The 22,058-nt window shown below is 73.6% G+C and carries 18 protein-coding genes; 8 read left to right on the top strand and 10 right to left on the bottom strand.

All coding sequences use genetic code 11. The annotated features are described in order from the left end of the window. Positions 1-88: 88 nt before the first annotated feature. The 4 genes from AB0C78_RS12225 to AB0C78_RS12210 all read left to right on the top strand — a co-directional run bounded on the left by AB0C78_RS12225 (position 89) and on the right by AB0C78_RS12210 (position 3,578). Positions 89-1,531 (top strand): protein kinase, encoded by a 1,443-nt coding sequence (locus AB0C78_RS12225; RefSeq protein ID WP_360745758.1) that lies wholly within the window; start codon positions 89-91, stop codon positions 1,529-1,531. Between the two features lie 82 nt (positions 1,532-1,613). After that, positions 1,614-2,513 carry an N-acetyl-1-D-myo-inositol-2-amino-2-deoxy-alpha-D-glucopyranoside deacetylase gene (gene mshB / locus AB0C78_RS12220; RefSeq protein ID WP_360745755.1) on the top strand — a complete coding sequence of 300 codons (900 nt, stop codon included), beginning with the start codon at positions 1,614-1,616 and terminating at the stop codon, positions 2,511-2,513. 21 nt (positions 2,514-2,534) lie between these two features. After that, on the top strand, positions 2,535-3,041 hold the full coding sequence (locus tag AB0C78_RS12215; protein ID WP_151541529.1) for a DUF6113 family protein: 507 nt from the start codon (positions 2,535-2,537) through the stop codon (positions 3,039-3,041). Positions 3,042-3,065: 24 nt separating this feature from the next. After that, positions 3,066-3,578: a flavin reductase family protein gene (locus tag AB0C78_RS12210; protein ID WP_360745751.1), complete on the top strand. Its 513-nt coding sequence runs from the start codon at positions 3,066-3,068 to the stop codon at positions 3,576-3,578. 67 nt (positions 3,579-3,645) lie between these two features. On the opposite strand, the gene AB0C78_RS12205 is transcribed toward AB0C78_RS12210, so the two are convergent. The 4 genes from AB0C78_RS12205 to rocD all read right to left on the bottom strand — a co-directional run bounded on the left by AB0C78_RS12205 (position 3,646) and on the right by rocD (position 8,301). Further along, on the bottom strand, positions 3,646-5,262 hold the full coding sequence (locus AB0C78_RS12205) for a DHA2 family efflux MFS transporter permease subunit (RefSeq protein ID WP_360745748.1): 1,617 nt from the start codon (positions 5,260-5,262) through the stop codon (positions 3,646-3,648). After that, complete coding sequence (locus tag AB0C78_RS12200) at positions 5,259-5,909, bottom strand: PadR family transcriptional regulator (protein WP_360745745.1); 651 nt, start codon at positions 5,907-5,909, stop codon at positions 5,259-5,261. Before AB0C78_RS12200 ends, AB0C78_RS12205 begins: the two co-directional genes overlap by 4 nt. A gap of 111 nt (positions 5,910-6,020) precedes the next feature. Then, positions 6,021-7,031 carry an LCP family protein gene (locus tag AB0C78_RS12195; RefSeq protein WP_360745743.1) on the bottom strand — a complete coding sequence of 337 codons (1,011 nt, stop codon included), beginning with the start codon at positions 7,029-7,031 and terminating at the stop codon, positions 6,021-6,023. Positions 7,032-7,107: 76 nt separating this feature from the next. Then, positions 7,108-8,301 (bottom strand): ornithine--oxo-acid transaminase, encoded by a 1,194-nt coding sequence (gene rocD, locus AB0C78_RS12190; protein WP_360745740.1) that lies wholly within the window; start codon positions 8,299-8,301, stop codon positions 7,108-7,110. 182 nt (positions 8,302-8,483) lie between these two features. Between rocD and AB0C78_RS12185 the strand changes: the two genes are divergently transcribed. The 4 genes from AB0C78_RS12185 to AB0C78_RS12170 all read left to right on the top strand — a co-directional run bounded on the left by AB0C78_RS12185 (position 8,484) and on the right by AB0C78_RS12170 (position 13,062). Then, positions 8,484-8,963 (top strand): Lrp/AsnC family transcriptional regulator, encoded by a 480-nt coding sequence (locus AB0C78_RS12185; protein WP_151541524.1) that lies wholly within the window; start codon positions 8,484-8,486, stop codon positions 8,961-8,963. Positions 8,964-8,973: 10 nt separating this feature from the next. Then, a complete protein-coding gene (gene rraA, locus AB0C78_RS12180) occupies positions 8,974-9,453 on the top strand; it encodes a ribonuclease E activity regulator RraA (RefSeq protein WP_360745738.1) in 480 nt (159 codons plus the stop codon). A 155-nt stretch (positions 9,454-9,608) separates the two neighbouring features. After that, a complete protein-coding gene (locus AB0C78_RS12175) occupies positions 9,609-11,672 on the top strand; it encodes a M6 family metalloprotease domain-containing protein (RefSeq protein WP_360745735.1) in 2,064 nt (687 codons plus the stop codon). Positions 11,673-11,835: 163 nt separating this feature from the next. Beyond that, positions 11,836-13,062, top strand: a complete 1,227-nt coding sequence (locus AB0C78_RS12170; RefSeq protein WP_360745732.1) for a hypothetical protein — start codon at positions 11,836-11,838, stop codon at positions 13,060-13,062. A 56-nt stretch (positions 13,063-13,118) separates the two neighbouring features. Here the strand turns inward: AB0C78_RS12170 and AB0C78_RS12165 are convergent, their stop codons facing one another. From AB0C78_RS12165 to AB0C78_RS12140, 6 genes are all read right to left on the bottom strand, one after another. Beyond that, on the bottom strand, positions 13,119-14,300 hold the full coding sequence (locus AB0C78_RS12165; RefSeq protein ID WP_360745729.1) for a Cmx/CmrA family chloramphenicol efflux MFS transporter: 1,182 nt from the start codon (positions 14,298-14,300) through the stop codon (positions 13,119-13,121). Between the two features lie 72 nt (positions 14,301-14,372). Further along, positions 14,373-14,948 carry a TetR/AcrR family transcriptional regulator gene (locus AB0C78_RS12160; RefSeq protein WP_360745726.1) on the bottom strand — a complete coding sequence of 192 codons (576 nt, stop codon included), beginning with the start codon at positions 14,946-14,948 and terminating at the stop codon, positions 14,373-14,375. Positions 14,949-14,992: 44 nt separating this feature from the next. Continuing rightward, positions 14,993-19,012: an SAV_2336 N-terminal domain-related protein gene (locus AB0C78_RS12155; protein ID WP_360745723.1), complete on the bottom strand. Its 4,020-nt coding sequence runs from the start codon at positions 19,010-19,012 to the stop codon at positions 14,993-14,995. After that, positions 19,005-19,979 carry a MoxR family ATPase gene (locus AB0C78_RS12150; RefSeq protein WP_360745720.1) on the bottom strand — a complete coding sequence of 325 codons (975 nt, stop codon included), beginning with the start codon at positions 19,977-19,979 and terminating at the stop codon, positions 19,005-19,007. Before AB0C78_RS12150 ends, AB0C78_RS12155 begins: the two co-directional genes overlap by 8 nt. Next, positions 19,979-21,649, bottom strand: coding sequence for a trypsin-like peptidase domain-containing protein (locus AB0C78_RS12145; protein WP_360745717.1), 1,671 nt, complete (start codon positions 21,647-21,649; stop codon positions 19,979-19,981). The genes AB0C78_RS12150 and AB0C78_RS12145 overlap by 1 nt, the downstream gene beginning before the upstream one ends. After that, a complete protein-coding gene (locus tag AB0C78_RS12140) occupies positions 21,650-21,985 on the bottom strand; it encodes a CU044_2847 family protein (RefSeq protein WP_360745714.1) in 336 nt (111 codons plus the stop codon). Positions 21,986-22,058: the final 73 nt, after the last annotated feature.

Genomic DNA, 22,058 nt, shown 5'->3' with positions numbered 1-22,058 from the left:
CCGGGGAACGGCCCTTGGGCATGGCCCCGCTCGCGTAAGCTCAAGACCTCCCCAAGCTTTTGTCTCGCGGGCGTTGAAGGAGTGGTCCATGCCGGAGCTGCAGCCGGGCGATCCCCGGCGGCTGGGCTCGTACGAGATCGTCGAACGGCTCGGCGAGGGCGGCCAGGGGGTCGTCTACGCGGGCGTCGACGCCTCGGGTAACAGGGCCGCCATCAAGCTGCTGCGCGCCGACCTGTCCGCCGACGCCGGCGCGCGCAACCGGTTCGTCCGCGAGGCGCAGGCCGCCAAGCAGGTCGCCCGGTTCTGCACCGCGCAGGTGCTGGAGGCCGACGTCGCCGGCGACCAGCCCTACATCGCCAGCGAGTACGTGCCGGGCCCGTCGCTGTACAAGCAGGTCACCGAGACCGGGCCGATCACCGGCGCGGCGCTGGACCGGCTCGCGATCGGCACCGCGACCGCGCTGGTCGCGATCCACCAGGCCGGCATCGTGCACCGCGACTTCAAGCCGCACAACGTCATCATGGCCCCGGACGGCCCCCGGGTGATCGACTTCGGCATCGCGCGGGCGCTGGACACCGGCCAGACCAACGCCACCAAGGCGATCGGCACCCCGTCCTACATGGCCCCCGAGCAGGTGGCGGGCGCCACCCTCACCGAGGCCGTGGACGTGTGGGCGTGGGCGACCACGATGGTGTTCGCCGCGACCGGGCACCCGCCGTTCGGCGACGACACCGTCGTCGCGGTGATCAACCGGGTGATGAACGAGCCGCCGTACCTGGAGGGCGTGCCCGCCGACCTGCGCCGCCTCGTCGCGGCGTGCCTGGTGAAGGAGCCGCAGCGGCGGCCCACCGCGCAGCAGCTGATGATGGCGCTGATCGGCAGCGGGCCGGGCGGCGCCGGCCAGACCCGGATGGACGACCCCGCGCAGGCGACCACGATGCTCGCGGAGGGCTCCACGCTCGCCGCCGGCGCGGGCGCCGCCGCCGCGTTCGGCGCCGCGCAGGCCGGGCCGCACGGCGGGCAGACGCAGCGGGTGTCGCCGGCGAACTACACCGGCACGCTGCCGCCCGTCCAGCAGCCGCCGTACCGGGGCGGCGGCCGGCACACCGGCTACGACGACTTCGAGCCGGAGCGCCGGTCCAAGTGGCCGATCTTCGCGGGGATCGCGGCGATCGCCGTGCTGGCGCTGGTCGTGGGCCTGTTCATGGCGAACCGCGGCGACAACGAGTCCCCGAACCCGGGGTCGTCCCCGACGGTCTCGGACTCCACGTCGGCCTCCGACAGCCCGACCAGCGAGGAGCCGACGACGGAGCGGCCCACGTACACCCGCCCGACGCGTCCCACGCACACGGCGCCCACCCGCATCCCGACCACTGAGGCCCCGACCAGCGAGCCTCCGACGAGCGAGCCCCCGACCAGCGAGCCCCCGACGTCGCACACGCCGACCACGAACCCGACGCACACCTCCGGTGGCGGCACCGGAGGCGGCGGCACCGGTGGCGGCGGTGGCGGCGGCGACGGCTCCGGCTGACGGGCGCCCGCCCGCACGGCCGGGGGCCGCCCGGGCAGGGCGGTCATCGCCGTGCCCGCGACCCCTGAGTAGGCTCGTGACCATGAAGGAGCCGCGGATCCTGTTCGTCCATGCCCATCCGGACGACGAGTCCATCGGGACCGGGGCGACCATGGCCAAGTACGCCGCCGAGGGCGCCCACGTCTGTCTCGTCACCTGCACGCTGGGCGAGGAGGGCGAGGTCATCCCCGATGAGCTGCGCCATCTGGCCTCCGACAAGGAGGACCGCCTCGGCGAGTACCGGATCGGGGAGATGGCGGAGGCGGCCGCGGCGCTCGGCGTGCGCGACCACCGCTACCTCGGCGGTCCCGGCCGGTGGCGCGACTCGGGCATGATGGGCACCGCCACCAACGACGACCCGCGCAGCTTCTGGCAGGCCGACGTCGACGAGGCCGGCGCGGAGCTCGCGAAGATCATCCGGGACGTCCGGCCGCACGTCATCGTCACCTACGACGAGCGCGGCAACTACGGCCACCCCGACCACATCCAGGCGCACCGCGTCGCCTGGCGGGCGTTCGAGCTGGCCGCCGACCCGTCCTTCGAGGACGGGCAGGAGCCGTGGCGGGCCAGGAAGTTCTACGCCTACGCCACCCCGCGGACCGTGCTGGCGCGGGCGATCGCGGTGATGCGCGAGGCGAAGCTGCCGTTCGCGCGGGTCGCCGGGCTGGACGAGCTGGGCTCCGGTGTGCCGGACGGGCAGGTCACCACGGTCGTGGACGCCCGCGCGCACCTGCCCGCCAAGCTGGCGGCGCTGCGCGCGCACCGCACCCAGATCACGGTGGCGCCGGAGGCGGCCGGGCCGTTCTTCGCGCTGTCGAACAACCTCGGGCAGCAGGCGTTCGGCACCGAGTACTTCATCCTGCAGGCGGGCGAGCTCGGCCCGGTCGGCCCCGGCCGCCGCGAGACCGACCTGTTCGCCGGTCTGGACGACGCGGACGCCTGACCGGCTGGATACGCTGAGGCCGTGGACGAGGACGACGAGGCACGGGTGAGCCTGGCCAAGGACGATCTCCCGCCCGGCGCGGCGGGCGGCGCGTCCGCGGCCGGCGGCGCGGGCGGCCGCGCCGAGAGCCCGCTGGACGCGCTGGTGACGGGCGCGGCGTACGCGGCGCTCGGGCTGCTCGGCGGGGTGTTCGGCCTGGTCGGCTCGTACGCCCAGGAGTGGACGGCCGGGGACGTGCCGGTCACCTCGATCGTGCTGGTGCCGCTGGTGTACGCGATGACGCGGCTGGCCGGCTGGGGGATGGGCGGCAAGATCGGCGCGGCGGTGCCGGCGGTGGTGTGGGGCGTCGCGGTGATCGTGATGTCGATGCAGCGGCCGGAGGGGGATCTGGTCGTTCCGGGAACGCTCGCGGGGTATGTGTACATCGTCGGCGGCATGGTGGCCGCCGGAATCGCGGTGGCGCGGGTCCCGTCGCCCGGCCCGGCGGGGCAGTGGCTCACCGGGAGGGCGGCGCGCACCCGCGGGTAGGGGGATCGCTAGGGTGTGCGCTTCGTGAGCGGCGATCGTGTGGACCCGAGCGTGGATCCGGGGCTCTTCCGGCGGGTGGCGGGCAGGTTCGCGACGGGCGTCGCGATCGTGACGAGCGTGGTGGACGGCGCCGACCACGCGATGACGGTGAACGCGTTCGCGTCGGTGTCGCTGGACCCGCTGCTGGTGATGTTCTGCCCGGAGAAGATCGCGCGCTTCCACGACCTGGCGCTGGACGCCGGCGAGTGGGCGGTGTCGGTGCTGGGCGAGCAGATGCGGGACGCCTCGCAGTGGTTCGCGACCCGCGGCCGGATGCTCGACGGCCAGCTGCAGGGCTGGGACCACGTCCGCGGCCCGGTCACCGGCGCCGCGATCTTCACGGGCGCCGTCGCCGCCCTGGAGTGCCGCACGCACGCCGTCCACGACGCGGGCGACCACAGCATCGTCGTCGGCGAGGTCCTGAGCCTGCACGTCCCGTCCCCGGACGCGAAGCCCCTGATCTTCTACGGCGGCGAATACCACCGCCTCGACCGTTGAGACGCGGCGAGCCGCCGTCATGGCAGGGGCCACGACGGCGGCTCGCCGCATGTGGAACGCGGTCCGGTCAGCCCTTCACGGTGGCGGGGGCGGGGTCCGCGGCGCCCGTGGCGGGCGTGGAGCGGTAGCCCTTCACGCCGAAGCAGGCGGCGGCGCTGGCCAGGACGACGGCGATCGGGAGGATCATCGTCGGCTTCATCGCGTGCACGAACCCGTGCGAGAACACCTGTCCGGCGACCTGCTGGACCTGGTGCACCACGCTCTGCGGGACGCCCGGCGGCAGCTTCTGCTGGGTGCCGGTCTGGCCCGCGCCGACCTCCAGGCCGCCCTTGGCGGCGCCGGCGAAGCCCTTGACGAAGCCGGGCCGCACGTCCGGCGGGAGGGCCGCCGCGCGGGTCGCGGCCTCGTCCTTGAGCGACGAGGCGAGCTGGTTCTGCAGGACGGCGCCGACCGCGGCGCTGCCGAGGACCGAGCCGATCTGCCGGACGGTGTTGTTCACGCCGGACGCGGCGCCGGCGAGCCGGGGCGGCACGTTGCGGGTCGCCTCGGTGGCCATCGGCGCGAACACGCCGCCGATGCCGAACCCGGCGACGACGAGAGCCGGGATGAACGCGGTCCAACTCGTCCCGACCTCGGCGACGAGCACCAGCCACAGCATGCCGATCGCGTAGAGGGTGAGGCCGCCCATCAGGATGAACTTGCCGCCGATGCGGTCCGACAGCTTCCCGGCGACGGGCGCGAGGAACATCGACACCACCGAGGACGGCGCCATGACGAGGCCGGCCTTGAGGGCGCTGAAGCCGAGCACCGACTGCATGTAGATCGTCATCGGCAGGAACATGCCGATCATGCCGATGGAGACGGCGGCGCCGACGAAGTTGAGGATCGTGAAGTTGCGGTCGCGGAACAGCGAGAACGGCACCAGCGGCTCGCGGTCCTGCTGCGTCCGCTGGTAGAGGTAGAAGACCACGAAGAGGCCGAGGCCGGCGGCGATGAGCCCCCAGATGCCCTCGTTCCAGTCGTACTTCTGGCCCTCGGTCAGCGCGAACGTCAGGCAGAACAGCCCGGCGGAGGCGAGCGCGACGCCGGCGATGTCGAAGCGGTGCTTCACGGTGGGGATGTGCGCGGGCAGGATCGGCACGGCCATCGCCAGCACGATGATGCCGATCGGCAGGTTCACGAAGAAGATCCACCGCCAGTCGAGGCTGGTGACCAGCAGGCCGCCGATGGTCGGCCCGGCGATGGTGGACACGCCCGCGACGGCGCCCCAGACGCCGAGCGCGGTGCCGCGCCGCTCCGCCGGGAACACGCTGATGATCATCGACATGGTCTGCGGCATCAGCAGCGCGGCGCCGAGGCCCTGCACGGCGCGGGCCGCGATCAGCTGGGCCGGGTCCTGCGAGATGCCGCACGCGAGGCTGGACAGGGTGAACAGCGCCACGCCGGCGATGAACAGGTTCTTCTTGCCCCACAGGTCGCCGAGGCGGCCGGCGGTGATGAGCAGGACGGCCAGCACCAGGATGTAGGCGTTGACCACCCAGAGCACCTCGTCCAGCGAGGCGTCCAGCTTGTCGATCATGCTCGGGATCGCGATGTTCACGATCGTCAGGTCGAGCAGCGTCATGAAGAAGCCCAGGGAGAGCGTCAGCAGGATCGCCCATGGGTTCCCGCGCCACTTGCTCATGGTGCCCCCTTGTCGTTGTGGCGTGCGTGGTGGTCGGTGAGGTGCCCGTGCTGGTCGGGCGGGTGGCAGGAGGTCACCCCGGTGTCGTCGGCCCAGGTGAGCCGCCCGGACTCCAGGTCGTCGGCCAGGTTCTGGACGAACTCCAGTTCGCCGCGGAACCGGTCGATCGCCCATTCCTGGTCGAGGAGCTTGTAGCGCTCCAGGCCGCGCTTGCGCAGCGAGTCGTTGATCGTCCGGTGGCCGACGAGCATCGCCTCCAGCGCGATGGCGCGGGTGCGCAGCTGCCGGGCGACCTCGGCTTCGGGCAGCAGGTTGATGAACGCCAGGCCCGTGCCGAACAGCGGGAACTCCTCGACGGGCTTGGCGAGCAGCTCGGCGAGGCGGATGTGCGCGGCGTCGCGCCCGGCGCTGGTGACCGCGTAGACGGTCCGCTCCGGGCGGCGGCCCTCGCGGGCCGTCTCCAGCGGTTCGATCAGGCCGGCCGACGCGAGCCGCTCCACCGAGTGGTAGAGCGAGCCGTGCGTGACCTTGACGGCCTGGTCGTAGGCGTAGTCGCGGATCCGCTGCTGCATCTCGTACGGGTGCATGGGCCCGCCGCACAGCATGCGCAGCACGGTCAGCGCGAGCGGTGTGAGGGGTCGGGACAAGGTGCGACCTTCTTGGTCGAAATCGATTAGTCCACTTAGACTAATCCATCCAGACCTCTGTCGTCACATTGTTTTGATGCCCGACTTATCCGTACAGGTCACAACAGGTTTCTAGCGGACGGTACCGACAGAGTTCGCGGCGCCGTTGCGGGCCACGAAGTCGCCGACCCGGTCGCTCCGCACGTCGGCGAACAGCTCGGCGCCCGCGGCCTTGTCCAGCAGCACCACGCTCTGCCCGCCCCGCGACGCGAACCGGTCGACCGGCGCCGTCAGGTACTCCATCAGCGGCGTCTTCAGCAGCCGCGCGGCCAGCCCGCGCAGCGTGCCCGCCGTCACCGAGTCGTCCACGGTCACCGAGTGCGTCGCCGCCCGGATGAACCGGTCGATCTTCAGCGGGTTGCGGGTGTCGAGCGCCCTGTCGGCCAGCGCGTGCAGGAACGCCTGCTGTCGCTTGATCCGGTCGAGGTCGCCGCCGGGCAGGTTCCAGCGCTGCCGGACGAAGTCGAGCGCCTGCACACCGTCCAGGTGCTGGTGCCCGGCGGGCCAGACCCGGTTGTGCATCGGGTCGTAGGTGCGCTTCTCGACCGTCACGTCCACGCCGCCGAGCGCGTCGGTCATCTTCACGAACCCGCCGAAGTCCAGCGCCGCGTAGTGGTCGACGCGCACGCTCGTGAGCTGCTCGACCGTCCGGATCAGCAGCTTCGGGCCGCCGTAGGAGAACGCCGCGTTGATCTTCCCGTTGCCGTGCCCGGGGATCGGCACCCAGCTGTCCCGCGGCAGCGCGATCACCGACACCCGGCCGTCCCGCCCGGACAGGTGCACCAGCATGATCGTGTCGGACCGGGCGCCCATCGACGGCATGTCCGAGCGCCGGTCCGACCCGATCAGCAGCCAGTTCTCGCCGCGGCCCGTCGACACCGGGCGGCCGCTGCGCTCCGGCATCGCGCCCTTGATCCGCTTCACGCCGTCGTTGTAGGCGTTCTCCAGCAGGTAGGCGCCGCCGCCGAGCAGCACCAGCGCGCCGGCCGCCAGCACACCGCAGCCGATGAGCACCCGCCGCCGTCGGCGGCCGGGCCGCTTCTCCTGCTCGGTGGCGTCCTGCGCGGGCGGCTTCTGGTGCATGCGCACACCCTCCCGCCGGACGCGGCGCGCCCGTCGCGGACAGGCGGATCGCGGGTAACTCTTTACCGCGCGGGGCTCAGCCCTTGAGGGCCGCCTCCAGCTGGTCGAGCGCCCAGTCGAGGTCCTCCTTCTCGACGACCAGGGGCGGAGCGAGTCGCAGCGTCGTCTCGTGCGTCTCCTTGGCGAGCACGCCGAGCTCCATCAGCCGCTCGCTGACCGGACGCGCCCGGCCGTGCAGCTCGACGCCCGCCCACAGGCCGCGGCCGCGCACCTCGCGGACGAGGTCGCCGGGGAGCCGGCCGAGCCGGTCGTGCATGTGCGCGCCGAGCGCGCGGGACCGCTCCTGGTACTCGCCGGTCCGCAGCATCGCGATCACCTCGCGGCCGATCGCGCAGGCCAGCGGGTTGCCGCCGAACGTGGAGCCGTGCTGGCCCGGCTTGAACACCCCGAGCACGTCCCGGTCGGCGACGACGGCCGACACCGGCATGATGCCGCCGCCGAGCGCCTTGCCGAGGATGTAGACGTCGGGAACGACGTCCTCGTGCTCGACGGCGAACGTGGTGCCGGTGCGGCCGAGGCCCGACTGGATCTCGTCGGCGATCATCAGCGTGCCGTTGGCGCTGCACAGCTCCCGCACCGCGCGCAGGAACCCGCTCGGCGGGACGTTCACGCCGGCCTCGCCCTGGATCGGCTCGATCAGCACGCCGACGGTCGAGGCGTCCATGGCCGCCTTCAGCGCGTCGACGTCCCCGTACGGGACGGTCCGGAACCCCGGCGTGTAGGGGCCGTAGGAGTCCTTGGCGTCGGGGTCGGTGGAGAAGCTGACGATCGTGGTCGTGCGGCCGTGGAAGTTCCCCTCGAACGTGATGATGTTCGCCTCCCCGGCGGGGACGCCCTTGACCTCGTAGCCCCACTTGCGGGCGGTCTTCAGGGCCGTCTCGACGGCCTCGGCGCCGCTGTTCATCGGCAGGACCATGTCCTTGCCGCACAGCTCGGCGAGCTCGGTGACGAACGGCCCGAACTGGTCGTGGTCGAACGCGCGGCTGACCAGCGTGACCCGCTCGAGCTGCCGCCGCGCGGCCGCGACGAGGCGCGGGTTGCGGTGCCCGAAGTTGACCGCGGAGTAGGCCGCCAGCATGTCCAGGTAGCGGCGGCCCTCGACGTCGGTGAGCCAGGCGCCCTCGGCGCCGGCGACGACGATCGGGAGGGGGTGGTAGTTGTGCGCGCTGTGCTCCTCGGACATCGCCCGCAGCTGTTCGGTCGCCGTCACGACGCTCCTTTACGCGTTCGGGTCCGGCCGGTCGGGCCGGGCATCGCCGGGACACCGGGCGGGGACCCGGTGCCGAGTGGGAGGGGGCCGGACGCGGCGGGTGGCCGCTCGGTCCATATCCAGCGTATGTTCGGGGGTTACCGGCGACCAATGACGAAAACCGACTTTGGGGGTGCTGTTTGTTGCGTCTTGACGAGCTGGACCGTCGAATCGTTGCGCGGCTCCTGGAGGACGGCCGCGCCTCGTACGCGCAGATCGGCGACAAGGTGGGGCTGTCCGCGCCCGCGGTGAAGCGGCGCGTCGACCGGCTCCGCGCGGACGGCGTGATCAACGGGTTCGCCGCGGTTGTGGACCCGGCCGCGCTCGGCTGGACGACCGAGGCGTTCATCGAGATCTTCTGCACCGGCGCGACGTCCCCGGAGGAGATCTACTCCAGCGTGCGCGGCCATCCGGAGGTGGTGGCGGCGTACACGATCAGCGGGGACGCGAGCGCGCTGGTGCACGTCCGGGCCCGCGACATCCAGCATCTGGAGCAGGCCCTCGAACGGCTGCGCCGCGAGGACAACATCACGGCGACGAAGACCGCGATCGTGCTGTCCCGGCTGATCGGCCGCCCGATCGACGCCCCGTCCGGCGGGCCCGCCCCGGTTACCGGGCAGTAGGCTGCCGGGCATGGACTTCGCGACCGCTGACCTCATCGACGACTTCGGGGACGAGCTGCGCAGCTGCGAGACGCAGTTCCGGCAGTACGGGGGCCGCGCGGCGTTCGCGGGACCGGTGTCGACGGTGCGCTGCCACCGCGACAACGGGCTCGTCAAGCGGCTGCTGAACACGCCGGGCGAGGGCCGGGTGCTGGTCGTGGACGGCGCGGGGTCGCTGGCGTCCGCGCTGATGGGCGACATGATCGCGGCGTCCGCGGTGGCGCACGGCTGGGCCGGCGTGGTGATCAACGGGGCCGTCCGCGACGTGCGGGCGCTGCGCGGGCTCGACCTCGGCGTGAAGGCGCTCGGCTCCAACCCGCGCAAGAGCGCGAAGGACGGCGCCGGCGAGGTGGACGCGCCGGTGACGTTCGGCGGGGTGGAGTTCAGCGCGGGCGACTGGCTCTACAGCGACGAGGACGGCATCGTCGTCGCGACGCGCTCGCTGCTGTAAGGACCATCGTCGCAGAACGAACCTGTAGCGCCTGGTGCGGAACCGGCCACGGCGTGACATGCCAGGGCGAACGCCGCAAGATCGTATAAGTAGGCCGTAGCGCGCCGGAACGGTGCTCCTTACGTTCTCAGTGACCCACCTGAGACAGGGGAGACATGCGCGCCAAGAAGACGCTGCTGGTGCCCGTGACGGCGACGGTGCTGCTCGCGGGCCTCGCGGCCGTGCCGGCCGCCGCGCAGACCACGCCTCCGATCCCGAAGCCCACCGCGAACCCCTGGCAGATGCGGCACTGGCCGCAGACGCAGCCGTGGCAGCGGAGCCAGCCGTCCGCCCGCACGTACGCGGCCGGCGGCCCGCGCCCCATCGACCCGCAGAACTACGAGCTCCCCGACACGATGACCTGGGACGACTACGCCTCGGTCCCCGGCACGTCGTGGGCCGACCCGTCCCACCAGGGCTCGATCAAGAACTTCAAGGGCGCGGTCGTCCTGGTCGACTACCCGAACCAGCCGTTCGTGGTCACGCAGCCGAAGAACTCCACCATCTTCGGCAACCCGAACACCGTCGGCGACGTCCCGCGCGACCAGGTCGCCAAGTTCTACCAGGACTTCCTCAACAAGCCCGAGGCGCTCAACCACGGCCACACGCTGCACGAGTACTGGATGGAGGACTCGGGCGGCCGCTACGGCGTGGACCTCACCGCGTTCGGCGCCTACCGGATGCCCGCCAAGGACCACGAGTACGGCGTCGACGGCATGCAGGGCGGCACCGGCTGCCCCGCCGGCGACACGTGCAACCGCGACCTGCGCACGGACGCGCGCGCCGCGTGGATCGCCGACGTCGGCGAGGAGACCGCGAAGAAGTTCGACTTCGTCTTCTTCCTCAGCGCCGGGCAGGACGAGTCGTCCACCTGGCAGGAGTTCGGGCAGATGAAGTTCCAGACGAAGGAGGACGTCCCGGCCGAGTGGGGGCCGGGCGACCCGGGCCTGCCGAACTGGGTGAAGACCCGGTACGTGGACTGGACGTCCTGGCAGGCGGGCGCGACGATCTGGCCGAACGCGGTCACCGGCAGCTCCACGCAGGCGGAGAGCTCCGGGATGGCCGTGTTCGCGCACGAGTTCAGCCACATCCTCGGCATCGGCGACAACTACAACAACCCGTACGGGGTGCCGCCGCGCCGCGCGTACAGCGGGCCGTGGGACATGCTGAGCCGCGGCAGCTTCAACGGCCCGGGCGGCCCGCACAGCCGGTGGACGATCCCGGCGGTGAGCGGCGCGTCCATGGGCGCTGAGCACATGCTGCGCAACAAGCTGAAGCTCGGCATCGTCGACGCCGGCAAGGTGCTGCAGCTGAACCGGGACACGCTCCCGCAGGACGGCACGGTCGTCGCGACCATCACGGCGCGGTCCGCCGAGCCGAGCGAGGGTGGCCTCGCGGGCGTCAACCTCGCGCTCGGCACGGGCGGCGACAAGGAGCCGGCCTGCGACACCGGCACGGACCCCCTGTGCGACGGCGGCAAGTTCGACAACTACACCCTCGAGGTCGTCGACCGGATGGGCATGGACTCGTTCACGCCCGACTCCGGTGTCCTGCTGGCGAAGACCAAGAACCAGGACCGGGCGCCGTTCATCTGGGTCCAGGACGCGAACCCGCAGGACATCGACAAGACCGACTTCGTCCTGCCGGACGGCACGCCGCAGAAGATGACGATCGGCGACTACCGCCAGCTGTCGGACGCGCTGTTCCACGCCGGGACGGGCTCGGGCAGCGAGTTCGAGTACGTCGACCAGGCGAACCGGCTGCACTTCTACGTGCTGAACCTCAGGCGCGACAAGAACGGCGTCCTGTCGTACACGGTCGCGATTCGGTCGCTGGACGGCGCCGGGACGCAGCGCCGCGCCGTCAAGGTCGACTCGGGCAGCGCCGAGCCGGCCGGGTCCGGCTGGGCGAAGTGCACGATGCGCGTCGGCAACCACGGCAAGGGCGGCTCCGGCGTCTACGGCTCCGACGTCTTCCGGCTGAAGGCGACGGTGGACGGCGGCGGCTGGACGACCTGGCTGCCGAACGAGCTGGCCACCGCGAAGAACGGGCAGAGCACGGACGTCGTCGTGTGGGCGAAGGCCGGGCCGGACGCCCGGCGCAAGGCGAAGCTGACGCTGACCGGCACGTCCGAGAGCGACCCCTCCAAGTCCGACTACGGCACCTGCCGCCTCCCTTGACCCGGCGGTCCGCCGCGCTTGCCCGCCCGGGCGGACGTCCGGGCGGGCGTGCGGGTTCACACGGCCGATGTAATGGTCATTTGCCTTTCCGTCGACGGCGCGCGGGGTTTTCCGCGAGACGGCGCCGGAAAGGACGGCGGTCGTGATGATCAAGAAACGGAGAGTGAGCGGGCGGCGGCCGGCCGTCACCGCGCTGGCGGCCGGCGTCCCGCTGGCCGCGCTGGTGGCGTCCGTCCCCGCCGTCGTCCAGCCCGGGCCCGCGGCGGCCTCGACCTCGGCGCGGGACGCGGCGCCGCGCAAGGCGGACTTCGGCCTGCGCCGCGGCGCGAGCCTCGACCGTCCGCTGCGCGCGCTCGGGGAGGAGCTGACCAGGAGCGGCGTCCAGGCGCTCATCAACGGTTCGGGGCAGCGCCACCTCACCGGCGGCTGCGCCGCGGCGGCCAAGGTGCCCGCCGGGTCGCGCACCTACTGCTTCGACAAGGCGGACTCGGCGACCCGCAAGTGGTACCCGCAGGGCGTCACGACCGTCTCGGACGCCGCGGTGGACGGCCGATGGGGCGCCGGCCGCCCGATCGTCGTGTCCTGGCACAACGACGGCGCCGTCCGGCTCACGTTCGTGAACCCGGACCGGCACACCTACCGGCACGTCCTGCTCGTCTACCCGGCGCTGCGGCACGGGACGGTCTCCTACGGCGACATCGACCTGCACGCCGGCGGCATCGCCTGGTTCGGCGACAAGCTGTACGTCGCCGACACCCGCGCGGGCCTGCGCGAGTTCGACATGCGGCAGATCTTCGACCTCGGCCGCAGCCGGAACGGGTCGACCGGGCACGCGGAGTGGGTCGGCCTGCACGGCGGCAAGTACTACGGGCACGGCTACCGGTACGTCATGCCGCAGACGGGCAGCTGGCAGTACGCGCACGGCTGGGCCGGCGCCAGGTGCGCGGGCCACGGCGCGCCGCGCGTGTCGTGGATGTCGGTCGACCGCACGACCCGCGGCCCGTCGCTCATCGCGGGCGAGTACTGCAAGGAGAAGGAGCCGCAGGGGCGCGTCGCGACGTGGCCGCTGCGCAACGGTACTGGCCTGGTCGCCGGGTCCGGTGGCGTCGCGTACCCGAACTGGGTCGCGAGCCTTCCCGGCGACCGCGTGCAGGGCGGCGTCCGGGCCCACGGCCACTGGTGGTTCACGCAGAGCCACGGCTCCAAGCGCGGCACGATGCTCCAGGCCGACCAGCGCGGGCACGGCTGGCGGAACCGGTCCGTGCGGACGATCTCCTACGGTCCCGAAGACCTGAGCTGCTACCGCGCCCAGCACCGCGTCTGGACGCTCGCCGAGTACCCGGGCAAGCGCGCTCTCTGGGGCCTGCCCGCCCCGCAGTGCCGCTGGTAGACGACGCCACACGACGGGCCGGCGCGGACGCACCGCGCCGGCCCGTCCCGTCCCGTTCACGCGTCGACGGTGGCCCGTGCCTCGCTCTCCCGGCGGACGGGGCGGCGCTCCCGTCCCAGGGCCACGACGGCGAGGGCGGCGACGCCCAGCCCGGCGCCGATCCACGCGGTGGAGGAGTACCCGGCGCCCGCGTCCAGCGCCAGCCCGCCGAGCCAGGGCCCGGCGGTGATGCCCACGTTGAACGCCGAGGTGCTCGTCGCCGCGACCAGCGTCCGGGACGCGTCCGACAGCGCGAACACCCGCGAGTTGAGCGCCGGATTGATCGCGAACCCGAACAGGCCCAGCAGGAACACCAGGATCGTGGCGGGGACGGGCGAGCCCAGCGTCAGCGCCAGCGCGACGCACACCGCCACCAGCCCGGCGATCCCGCCGTACAGCGTCCCCATGGGGCGGGTGTCGGCGATCCGGCCGCCGAACGCGATCCCGACCAGCGAACCCGCCCCGTACTGCGCGAGCACGGCCGGGACCCACCGCTCCGGGATGCCCGTCGTGTCCTCCAGCATCGCGCCGAGATAGCCGAAGATCACCAGCAGTGCGCCGGTCGCCAGCGACGTCGTCGCGTAGGACAGCCACAGCCGCCGCCTGGCCATCGCCCGCAGCTCGTCCCGCAGCGGCGGCGCGGCCTCGTCGGGGCGCCCGCCCTTGACCGTCGCCGCGACCCCGGCCATCGCCGCGAGCGACATCGCCGCGACCGCCCAGAACACCGACCGCCAGCCGAAATGCTGCCCGAGGACGGTCCCGGCGGGCAGCCCGAGGACGGTGGCGAGGGTGAGGCCGCCCGCGACGATCCCCATCGCGCGGCCCCGCGCGTTCGCCGGCACCAGCCCGATCGCGGCCGCCGCGGCGACCGCCCAGAACCCCGCGTACACGAACGCCGCGGCCACCCGCGTCGCGAACAGCACCCCGTACCCGGGCGTCAGCGCGCCCGCCGCGTGCATGAGCGCGAACAGCGCCAGGAACGCCAGCAGCGACCGGCGGTGCGGCCACCGCAGCGTGAGGACGGCCAGCACGGGCGCGCCCACCAGCATCCCGACGGCGAACGCCGAGATCAGCAGCCCCGCGTCCGGCACGGACACGCCGAGGTCCGCCGACATCTGCGGCAGCAGCCCGGCCAGCATCATCTCCGACGTGCCCTGGGCGAAGATCGCCAGGCCCAGGACGTAGACGGCCAGCGGCATCGGTCACCTCCATATTGGATCGAACAGTTCAAAACTTGGCCGTGCAAAAGGCGGGCCGGCCGCCGGCCCGCCTCAGACCGCCGTCATGGCCGTGTCGGCGATCGCCTGCAGCGTCCGCTCGTCCGCGCCGCCGCGCGCCGCGACCCGCATCCCGCTGATCGCCGCCACCACGAAGTGCGCCAGCGCGCCCGCGTCCTTGCCCGCGTCGATCTCCCCGGACCGCTGTCCGGACTCGATCGCCGCCCGCAGCGCCGCCAGCCGCGTATCCAGGTCCTTGCGCAGCAGCCCGGCGACGTCCTCGTCGCGCGGCGCCAGCTCGATCATCGAGTTCACCACCAGGCAGCCGACCGGATCGTCCGCCGGCGCCGTCACGGCCCACCCCAGCACCGTCCGCAGCCGTTCCCGGACGGGGCGCGCCGCGTCCTCCAGCACCTCCACGATGTTCGCCGTCCTGATCTCCATGTACAGCGTCAGCGCGCGCGTGAACAGGTCGTGCTTGCTGCTGAAGGTGTTGTAGATGCTGCTGCGCCCGAGCCCCGTCGCCGCGCACAGCTCCTGCGTCGACGTCGCCTCGTACCCGCTCTCCCAGAAGGCCCGCATGGCGGCCTCCACCGCCCGCTCCTCCTCGAACTGCCTCGGCCTCGCCATGCCGCGACCCTAACACGTTATGGACAGCTCGATCCAATACCCTTTTAAGGGACCTCCGCGACCTGGACGATGACGTGGTCGGCGCCCTGCCCGAGCGCACCCCGCCCCGGGATCGCGCGCCCGTCGGCGCCGGCCACGCCCATGCGCAGGTTCGCGAACCCCGGCTGCCCGAGCACGAGCAGCGGGTCCGGCTCGTCCCCGACGCGCACGTCCGTCCGGGCGATCACGAGGTGCAGCCGCGGCTCCGGCGGGCCGAGATGCTCGTGGATCGGGAGGAACGTCTCCGTGTCCAGCATGTCCTGGTCGTCGACGACCAGGAACACGTCCCGCCGCTGCCGCTCCTCGTCGTCCAGCCGCCGCGCCAGCCCGTACACCAGGTCCCTGGCCTGCGTGGACGTGGTCGCGTACGTGCCCGCCGGCGCCGGCTGCGCGCCGGGCCCGAACAGCACCGACTCGCGCAGCCCACCGCCCGGGTCGATCACGTAGAGCAGCGCGTCCTCGTCTCGACGGAGCGCTTGGACCAGAAGGCGCAGCACGTTCGTCTTCCCGGTGCCCGCATTCCCGTAGACGGCCAGGTGCGGGCGGATCCCGAAGTCCAGCGCGACCGTTTCCCGCGCTTCGCCCTGCACCCCGATCGGGATGTGCCCGCCTGAGGCCATCCCGAGCTCGTCCCGTCGGATGCGCTCTGGCAGCCCACCGCTTCTCGGTGGCTCGGCCTCAGGCTGGTCGTCCCTGGGCCGTTCCGGCGCGTCGCTGATGAAGCGGGACAGGTCGGCCTCGGACGGCAGAGGGGCGGGAGTGAACGGGCGGGGATCACCGCGCCCGGTGGAGAGGTAGGCCGTGCCGGGGCCGGAGAAGGGAAGGCTCGCCCGCCCGAGGACGCTCTGGAGCACGGCAGGCGGCAGGCGGTTCGCGACGATCCGCCAGTCGAGGAGCGGCAGGAACCGGTCCCAGATCGTGCTGCTCTCGACGGTGGACGACGCGAGGATCACGTGCACGCCGAGGGCCGCGCCGCGCTGTGCGAGCTGGAGGAGCGTTTCGCCCACCTCCCGTTTGCTGGACGGGAACGTCAGCGAGACGTCCACCATGACGACCAGGTGCGGCAGATCCTCGGGCGACGCGTGGCGCCTGCGCGTGTCCAGTTCGGCCACGAGGAAGTCGAGGAAATCTTGAAGCGCGCGCGGCCTGCCCAGCAGTTCCTCGCCGGAGCCGACGACGTGCGGAAGGCCGGAGTATTGCTCGCCCAGCGGATGTTGTCCTAGGCCGGCGAAGCCGAACACCATGTGGGAGGGCGAGTATTTGGCGGCGAGCGCGAGTGCGATCACTCGCAGGACGTGCCGCCGGGCGTCGGCGTCGCCCACGACCAGACCCGAGGTGCCGGCCACGAGGTCGAGGCAAGGCGCGGTGAAGGCGTCGCCATCGGGGCCATGCCCGATGCACGGCGTCCTGGGCGTCGAGATGGGCAGTCTCCACGCGTTGGAGAACGCGGCCCCCTGCCCGGCCCCGTTCAGCTCCAGGACGTCGTCCACTGCGGAGAGCCGAGGTGGCGAGGCGGGAGCGTTGTCCTCCTCGGGCGGCGCGGGCTCGTCGGGCCAGGGCAGGCGGGATGGGCGCGGGCCGCGCCGGCGCATGCGCTCGACGATCGGGTCGGTGTCGGTGAGCGCGATGCGGGCTGGCCGGAAGGTCGTGGTCCCCGCGCCGGTCGCGAGGGTGGCCGAGTCGTCGCCGTCCCGTCCGGGGACGGTGATCCGCCATCGCGGTGAGAACAGCAGATCGACCTCGTCCGGCGAACAGAGGACGAACCGGATTCCTTGGGCGGGACCCTTGTCGCACAGGCGGAACAGGGGTTCGCGCAGTTCGGGGCGCGCGTCGAGGAGAGGGCCGGCGTTGTCGAGGACCACGACGAGGACGGGGAAGGCGCGGGCGTCCGGAGCGGCGTCGTGGTCGCCGGATTTCTGGATCCCCCGCCGGTACAGCAGCGTCCGGCGGCGGAGCCGCTCGGTCTCCAGCGCGGTGAGCAGCCGGGGGAACAGCGGAGAGTCGATCGACGTGCTGTGGACCGCGGTGATGACGTGCGGGAGGCCGCCCAGCCCGACGAAGGACGCGCCGCCGGAGCAGTCGGCGAACGCCAGGGTGGCCGTGGCGGGGGAGTGGCTGAGGACGAGGCTGAACAGCAGCGTGCGGAGGACGCGGTCGCGTCCGGCGCGCGGACCGACGATCACGCCGTGGGGGGAGTCGGGGCCGTCGCGCAGGACGTCGACCCAGACCGTCGCGCCGGTGCCGTCGACGCCCACGGCGGTGGGGTGCGGGGGGCGGTCCCAGCCGTCGCCGATCAGGTCGTCGAGGGGCGTGCCGAGGACGTCCAGCAGGTCCGGGGCGGCGGGCGGCGCGGCGGGCGGCGCGGCGGACGGCGCGGTGGACGGGGCCGGGGCGGACGGGGCCGGGGCGGGCGGCCTGAGGGCGGTGCGGGTCTCGTGGGGGATGAGGGCGAAGTGGTCGGTGTCGGCGGTCAGGGTCAGGGGGCCGTCCGTGGCGGCGAGGAGGGCGCGGAAGGTCTCGGCGGTGCGGCCGGCGCGGCGCTCGATCTCGGCGGAGACGGCTTCGAGGACGCGGCGGGTGTGCTGCGCCTCCGGGCGCGGGAGGGTGTCGAGGAGGGCCTCGCGGGCGCCTGGGACGAACTCGTAGCGGACGTCGTCCAGCGGCCGCAGCAGGCCGCTGAGCAGGACCTCGGCGAGCCGGCCCGGGTCGGAGCCGCCGAGGACGCCGTGCTGGATGAGCCGCATCACCGGCAGGGACGGGACGGAGACGGCGACGTGGGCGGCGAGTTCGGCGGCGTCGGGTGAGGCGGTGCGCAGGAAGCGGCGGACGCGTTCGGCGACGGGGACGTCGCGCGGTGCGGGGGCCGGCCCGGACGGGCCGGACGGCAGCGACGCGATCGCGGCGGGCTGCGGGCCCGCGCCGGAGACGAGCCGCGCCCAGGCGCCGAACCAGCGCGGCGCGACCTCCAGGACGGGGACGGGGACGCCGGGCGGCGGGGCGCCGTCGAGCGGGGTGAAGCGGAGGGCGGTGTTCGGGCCGCCCGGCCGGGGCAGGACGGCGCGGCCGGGCGTGGTGGGGGCGGCGGTGCGGCGCCAGAGGCTCTCGGCGAGGGGCTGGAGGATCGCGGTGGGGCCGGTCTCGGCCCAGCGGCGGACGGCGGGCGCGGCGCGCCCGTTCCACCAGTGCGGTCCGGAGCAGTCGCTGAGGAGGAGGACGGCGTGCCGCCCGGAGGCGTCCTGGATGGTGCCGGGGGCGCGCGGGGGTGCGCCGGGAGCGGGTGAGATTCCGCCGGTGGCGTCGAGGTAGGCGACGCCGACGTTCTGGAACGCGCCCTGCCGCAGGAGCACCTCGGTCAGCTCGCGGGCGAGGGGCCGCCACAGCCGCATGGTGGGGCCGGTGTCGACGACGAGGGTGAGCGTCAGCCAGCGTTCGGACTCGGGGACAAGGACGGGCGTCCACAGGCGGGTGTCGGCGATGCGGTCGGCGGTGGCGGCCTCGTCGAGTTCGCGGCGGTGCCGGGACGGGACGCGCCGTTTGACGGGCCGGAGCGCGCGCTGCACACCGAGCGGGTCGGACAGCATCGGCGCCGTCGGGACGAGGACCTCCGAGGCCGTGCCTGCGGACGGTGCGGTGCCGGCGGACGGTGCGGTGCCGGCGGCGGGACGGGGGTGCAGCGCGGAGCGGGGCTCCGGGGCGGGCTCCGGCGGTGGCGGCGCGATCTCGCCGTCGTCGGGTTCGGCCTTTGGTGCTGCGTCCTCCTCCGCCTGGGGCGGGGCCGGGGCGCCGGTCGCCGGCTCGTCCTGCGCGGGGCCGATGTGGCAGGCGAGCCAGAGCATCTCGCTCAGCTCGCGCGCGTCCGGCGCGTCGTGCGGCGAGACGGCGGCGAGAACGTCCCGCAGCCGGTCGAGCCCCGGCAGAGGGGGCGCCTGCCCGGTCTTCCGGGGAATGTCGCGCGGTCGGCGCGGCGGCTCGCCCGAGGGCCGCCGCCCGCCGCCGGCGCCGGGGTCCCGGCGCCCGTCACTCATCGTCGATCGGGCCCGCGAGCTGCCTCATGAGGCGGTCGGCGAGGGCGTCGCGGTCCTCGTCGCCGGCGTGCCGGCACAGGTAGACGGCGTTGAGGAGCTGGTCGGTGGCGAGGGTGCCGGACGCGGACCGCTCGAAGAACCGGCGGACGAGGTCGTCGCTCCGGTCGGCGAGGTCGCCGAGGTGCTCGCGGACGATCGCGGACAGCTCGGCCTCGTCGGCGGGCCGGCGGAGCTCGACGGTGACGCAGCGGCGCAGGAACGCGGGCGGGAACTCGCGCTCGCCGTTGCTGGTCATCACCACGAGCGGGAACGCGTGGCAGCGGACGGTCCCGGCGGTGACGGTCACCCGGTCGCCGGGGCCGTCGGCGGTCATGACGTCGGCGGCCGGGTCGGCGCGCCGCGCCAGCTCGGGGATGTCGTACTCGCCCTTCTCGAAGATGGTGAGCAGGTCGTTGGGCAGGTCGATGTCGCTCTTGTCGATCTCGTCGACGAGCAGGACGCGGGGCCGCGCGTAGGGGAGCAGCGCGGTGCCGAGCGGGCCGAGCCGGATGTAGCGGCCGATGTCCTCGTCGGACGCGGGCGCGTCGCCGTCGCGTGCCGCGTAGAGGCGGGTCAGCGGGTCGTACTGGTACAGGCCGTCGCGGAGCGTGGTGCGGCTGGTGATGGGCCAGTGCAGGACGGGCCCGAGGCCGAGCTCGTGCGCGACCGCGTAGGCGAGCGTCGACTTGCCGGTGCCGGGCGGTCCGGTCACCAGCAGCGGCCGCCGCAGGTACAGGGCGGCGTTGACCTGCTGGACGGCGTCGTCCGACGGCCGGTACGTGGTGGCCTGGTGCGTGTTCCCGGAATCGCCGGCCGGCGGCGGCAGCACCGGCCCGCCGTCGAACGCGCGCCACGGCGGGGGCGGCGGCAGCCGGTCGATGCCGTCGTGCCGGCTTCGGCTACCGGTGTAGAGCAGCCAGTCGGGCATCATTCCTCCATGGCGAGCCGGGGGTCGGCGGGCAGCCGGGACGGGTCGTCCCACAGCAGGGTGAGGTCGCGGCCGCAGTGCGGGGTGTCCTTCGGGGCGAGCAGGGCGTCCCGGCGCAGGCCGAGCGCGATGTGCGGGAGCTCCTCGGGGCGGGCGTCGCGGACGGCGGCGGCCAGCGCCTCGCCGAGGCGGTGCCCGTGGCAGTCGCCGTGGGCGGGTTCGTTGCAGGTGGTCCGCGACCACAGCATCACGGGGACGCCGTTGCCGAGCGCGGCGGCGAGCCGCGCCTTGGACGGCGCGGTCTTGTAGACGAGGGCGCAGTGGTCGGGGTTGGCCTCCAGCCAGTCCTGGAAGGCGGCGGCGGTGCGGCCGTCGTCGCACTCGATCAGCCGCGGGTCGGTGCGGCCGCGCTCCGCGAGCAGCCGCCACCGCCGGTGGGCCTGGTCGCGCCGGATCGAGCCGGGCCGCAGCCGCTTCACGTCCCGCACGACCAGCGGGTACCGCCGCATCGGCGTCCGGTCCTCGACGTCGATGTACCAGCGCTCGAACGGCTTGCCGAGCCAGCCCTCCGGCACCGCGAACTCGATCATCCAGCGGCCGCCGACGAGGGCGCGGCTCGCGCGGGCCACCGCGTCCTGGACGGCGCCGCGCACCTTGCCCTCGGGGACGCGGACGGTGGCCTGCGACGTCTGGTCGGCCTCGCTGAACCAGGTGTGGACGGTGAGGTCGTACTCCTTGGGGAAGGTGGCGTGCTCCAGCCGGACGATGACCGACGCCGGCGCCTGCGCGTCCGGCGCGGGCTCGGCGGCGGGGAGGTGCCGCCGCAGCCAGGCGGCGAAGCCCTGCCGCCGCGGCTCGGGCAGGCCCCCGCCGAGCGCGCCGAGGTAGCGGGCGAGCCGGTCCTCCGGGAAGCCTTCGGCGACGTACCGGACGGACGCCCACGCGGAGCCGAACCGTTCGCGGGGCCGGCGGCCGACGACCCGTTCGAGGTCGGCGGCGAGCGGGTCGCCGAACGGGACGCCGTCGAGGAGCCGCCGCAGCTCCCGCCGGGCGTCGGCGGTCAGCCAGCGCAGCGGCAGGACGTCGTCGAGGTCCTCCCAGTAGGCGCGGATCCGGGACAGCGGGAGCATCCAGCCGAGGCCGGCCCGGCCGTCGCGCAGCTCGGCGTTGGTCACCATGCCGATGACCCCGCCGGTCGCGATGTCGTACACGGCCGACCCGCTGAACCCCTTCTCCAGCGGGACGCCCTGGACGGTCCGTATCTCCCACCATTCGTTGCGGGTCAGCAGGTGCGGGCCGGTCGTGACGGTGGCGTGCCGCTCGTTGCCGTCCTTGCGGGAGGGGAACCCGTACACGCCGAACTCCCGGCCGCCCGCGGCGAGCGCGTCCACGTCGGCGGGGTCGGCCAGGGCCGCCGGCTCGTACGGGACGGGTTCGGCGAGCTCCAGCACCGCGACGTCGCCGAGGCCGCCCGCGCCGCGCCAGCCGCCGGACGCGACGACCCGGGCGGGCAGGTCCTCGGCGAGGCCGGGAAGGCCGACGCGCGGATCGTCCTGCCCGGCGACGGTGTGCGCGCAGGTCAGCAGCCGGGTCGGGGTGACGAGGAAGGCGGCGCCGAGCTTCCCGCCGGCGGGGGTGCCGACCCAGGCGCGCCACTGCCAGTCGCCCACCTACTCCTCCCCGGCGGCGGCCTTCGGCTCGCCCCAGGTCATCTTGACCTTCAGGTGGCCCTCCAGGGCGGTCCTCGCGATGACGGCGCCGGCGGCGGCGTTCAGCTTCACCCCGAACTCCAGCTCGACCGCGTCGGGCTTGAGGTCGCCGCCGCGCAGCGCGGCGAGCGCCGCCTCCGCCGCGTCGCGGACCTGCTGGAACGAGTCCTCGAACTTGGCGGTGGCCTTGCCGATCAGGTCGCCGCCGCGGGAGACCTCCGCCATGCCGGGCTCGTCGTCGTCGGTCTCGACGACGATGCTGCCGTGCTCGGTCTGCCAGCGCACCAGTTCGTTCACGTTCCCCGCCCCTCGACGTCCGGCGTCGCGCCGCCCCGCCAATGTAACAAGATCATCAAGCGCGGGCCGGGCG

This window comes from Actinomadura sp. NPDC048394 (assembly GCF_040651755.1).
GTDB classification, from domain to species: Bacteria; Actinomycetota; Actinomycetes; order Streptosporangiales; family Streptosporangiaceae; genus Spirillospora; species Spirillospora montaniterrae.
This window is presented reverse-complemented; position numbering and strand designations above follow the sequence as displayed.

What these genes read in the sequence shown, in the direction of transcription:
- rraA (WP_360745738.1), top strand. Translation starts at nt 8,974, where the DNA reads ATGGACTTCGCGACCGCTGACCTCATCGACGACTTCGGGGACGAGCTG.
- AB0C78_RS12175 (WP_360745735.1), top strand. Translation starts at nt 9,609, where the DNA reads ATGCGCGCCAAGAAGACGCTGCTGGTGCCCGTGACGGCGACGGTGCTG.
- AB0C78_RS12165 (WP_360745729.1), bottom strand. Translation starts at nt 14,300, where the DNA reads ATGCCGCTGGCCGTCTACGTCCTGGGCCTGGCGATCTTCGCCCAGGGC.
- AB0C78_RS12155 (WP_360745723.1), bottom strand. Translation starts at nt 19,012, where the DNA reads ATGAGTGACGGGCGCCGGGACCCCGGCGCCGGCGGCGGGCGGCGGCCC.
- AB0C78_RS12150 (WP_360745720.1), bottom strand. Translation starts at nt 19,979, where the DNA reads ATGCCCGACTGGCTGCTCTACACCGGTAGCCGAAGCCGGCACGACGGC.
- AB0C78_RS12160 (WP_360745726.1), bottom strand. Translation starts at nt 14,948, where the DNA reads ATGGCGAGGCCGAGGCAGTTCGAGGAGGAGCGGGCGGTGGAGGCCGCC.
- AB0C78_RS12225 (WP_360745758.1), top strand. Translation starts at nt 89, where the DNA reads ATGCCGGAGCTGCAGCCGGGCGATCCCCGGCGGCTGGGCTCGTACGAG.
- AB0C78_RS12195 (WP_360745743.1), bottom strand. Translation starts at nt 7,031, where the DNA reads ATGCACCAGAAGCCGCCCGCGCAGGACGCCACCGAGCAGGAGAAGCGG.
- mshB (WP_360745755.1), top strand. Translation starts at nt 1,614, where the DNA reads ATGAAGGAGCCGCGGATCCTGTTCGTCCATGCCCATCCGGACGACGAG.
- AB0C78_RS12205 (WP_360745748.1), bottom strand. Translation starts at nt 5,262, where the DNA reads ATGAGCAAGTGGCGCGGGAACCCATGGGCGATCCTGCTGACGCTCTCC.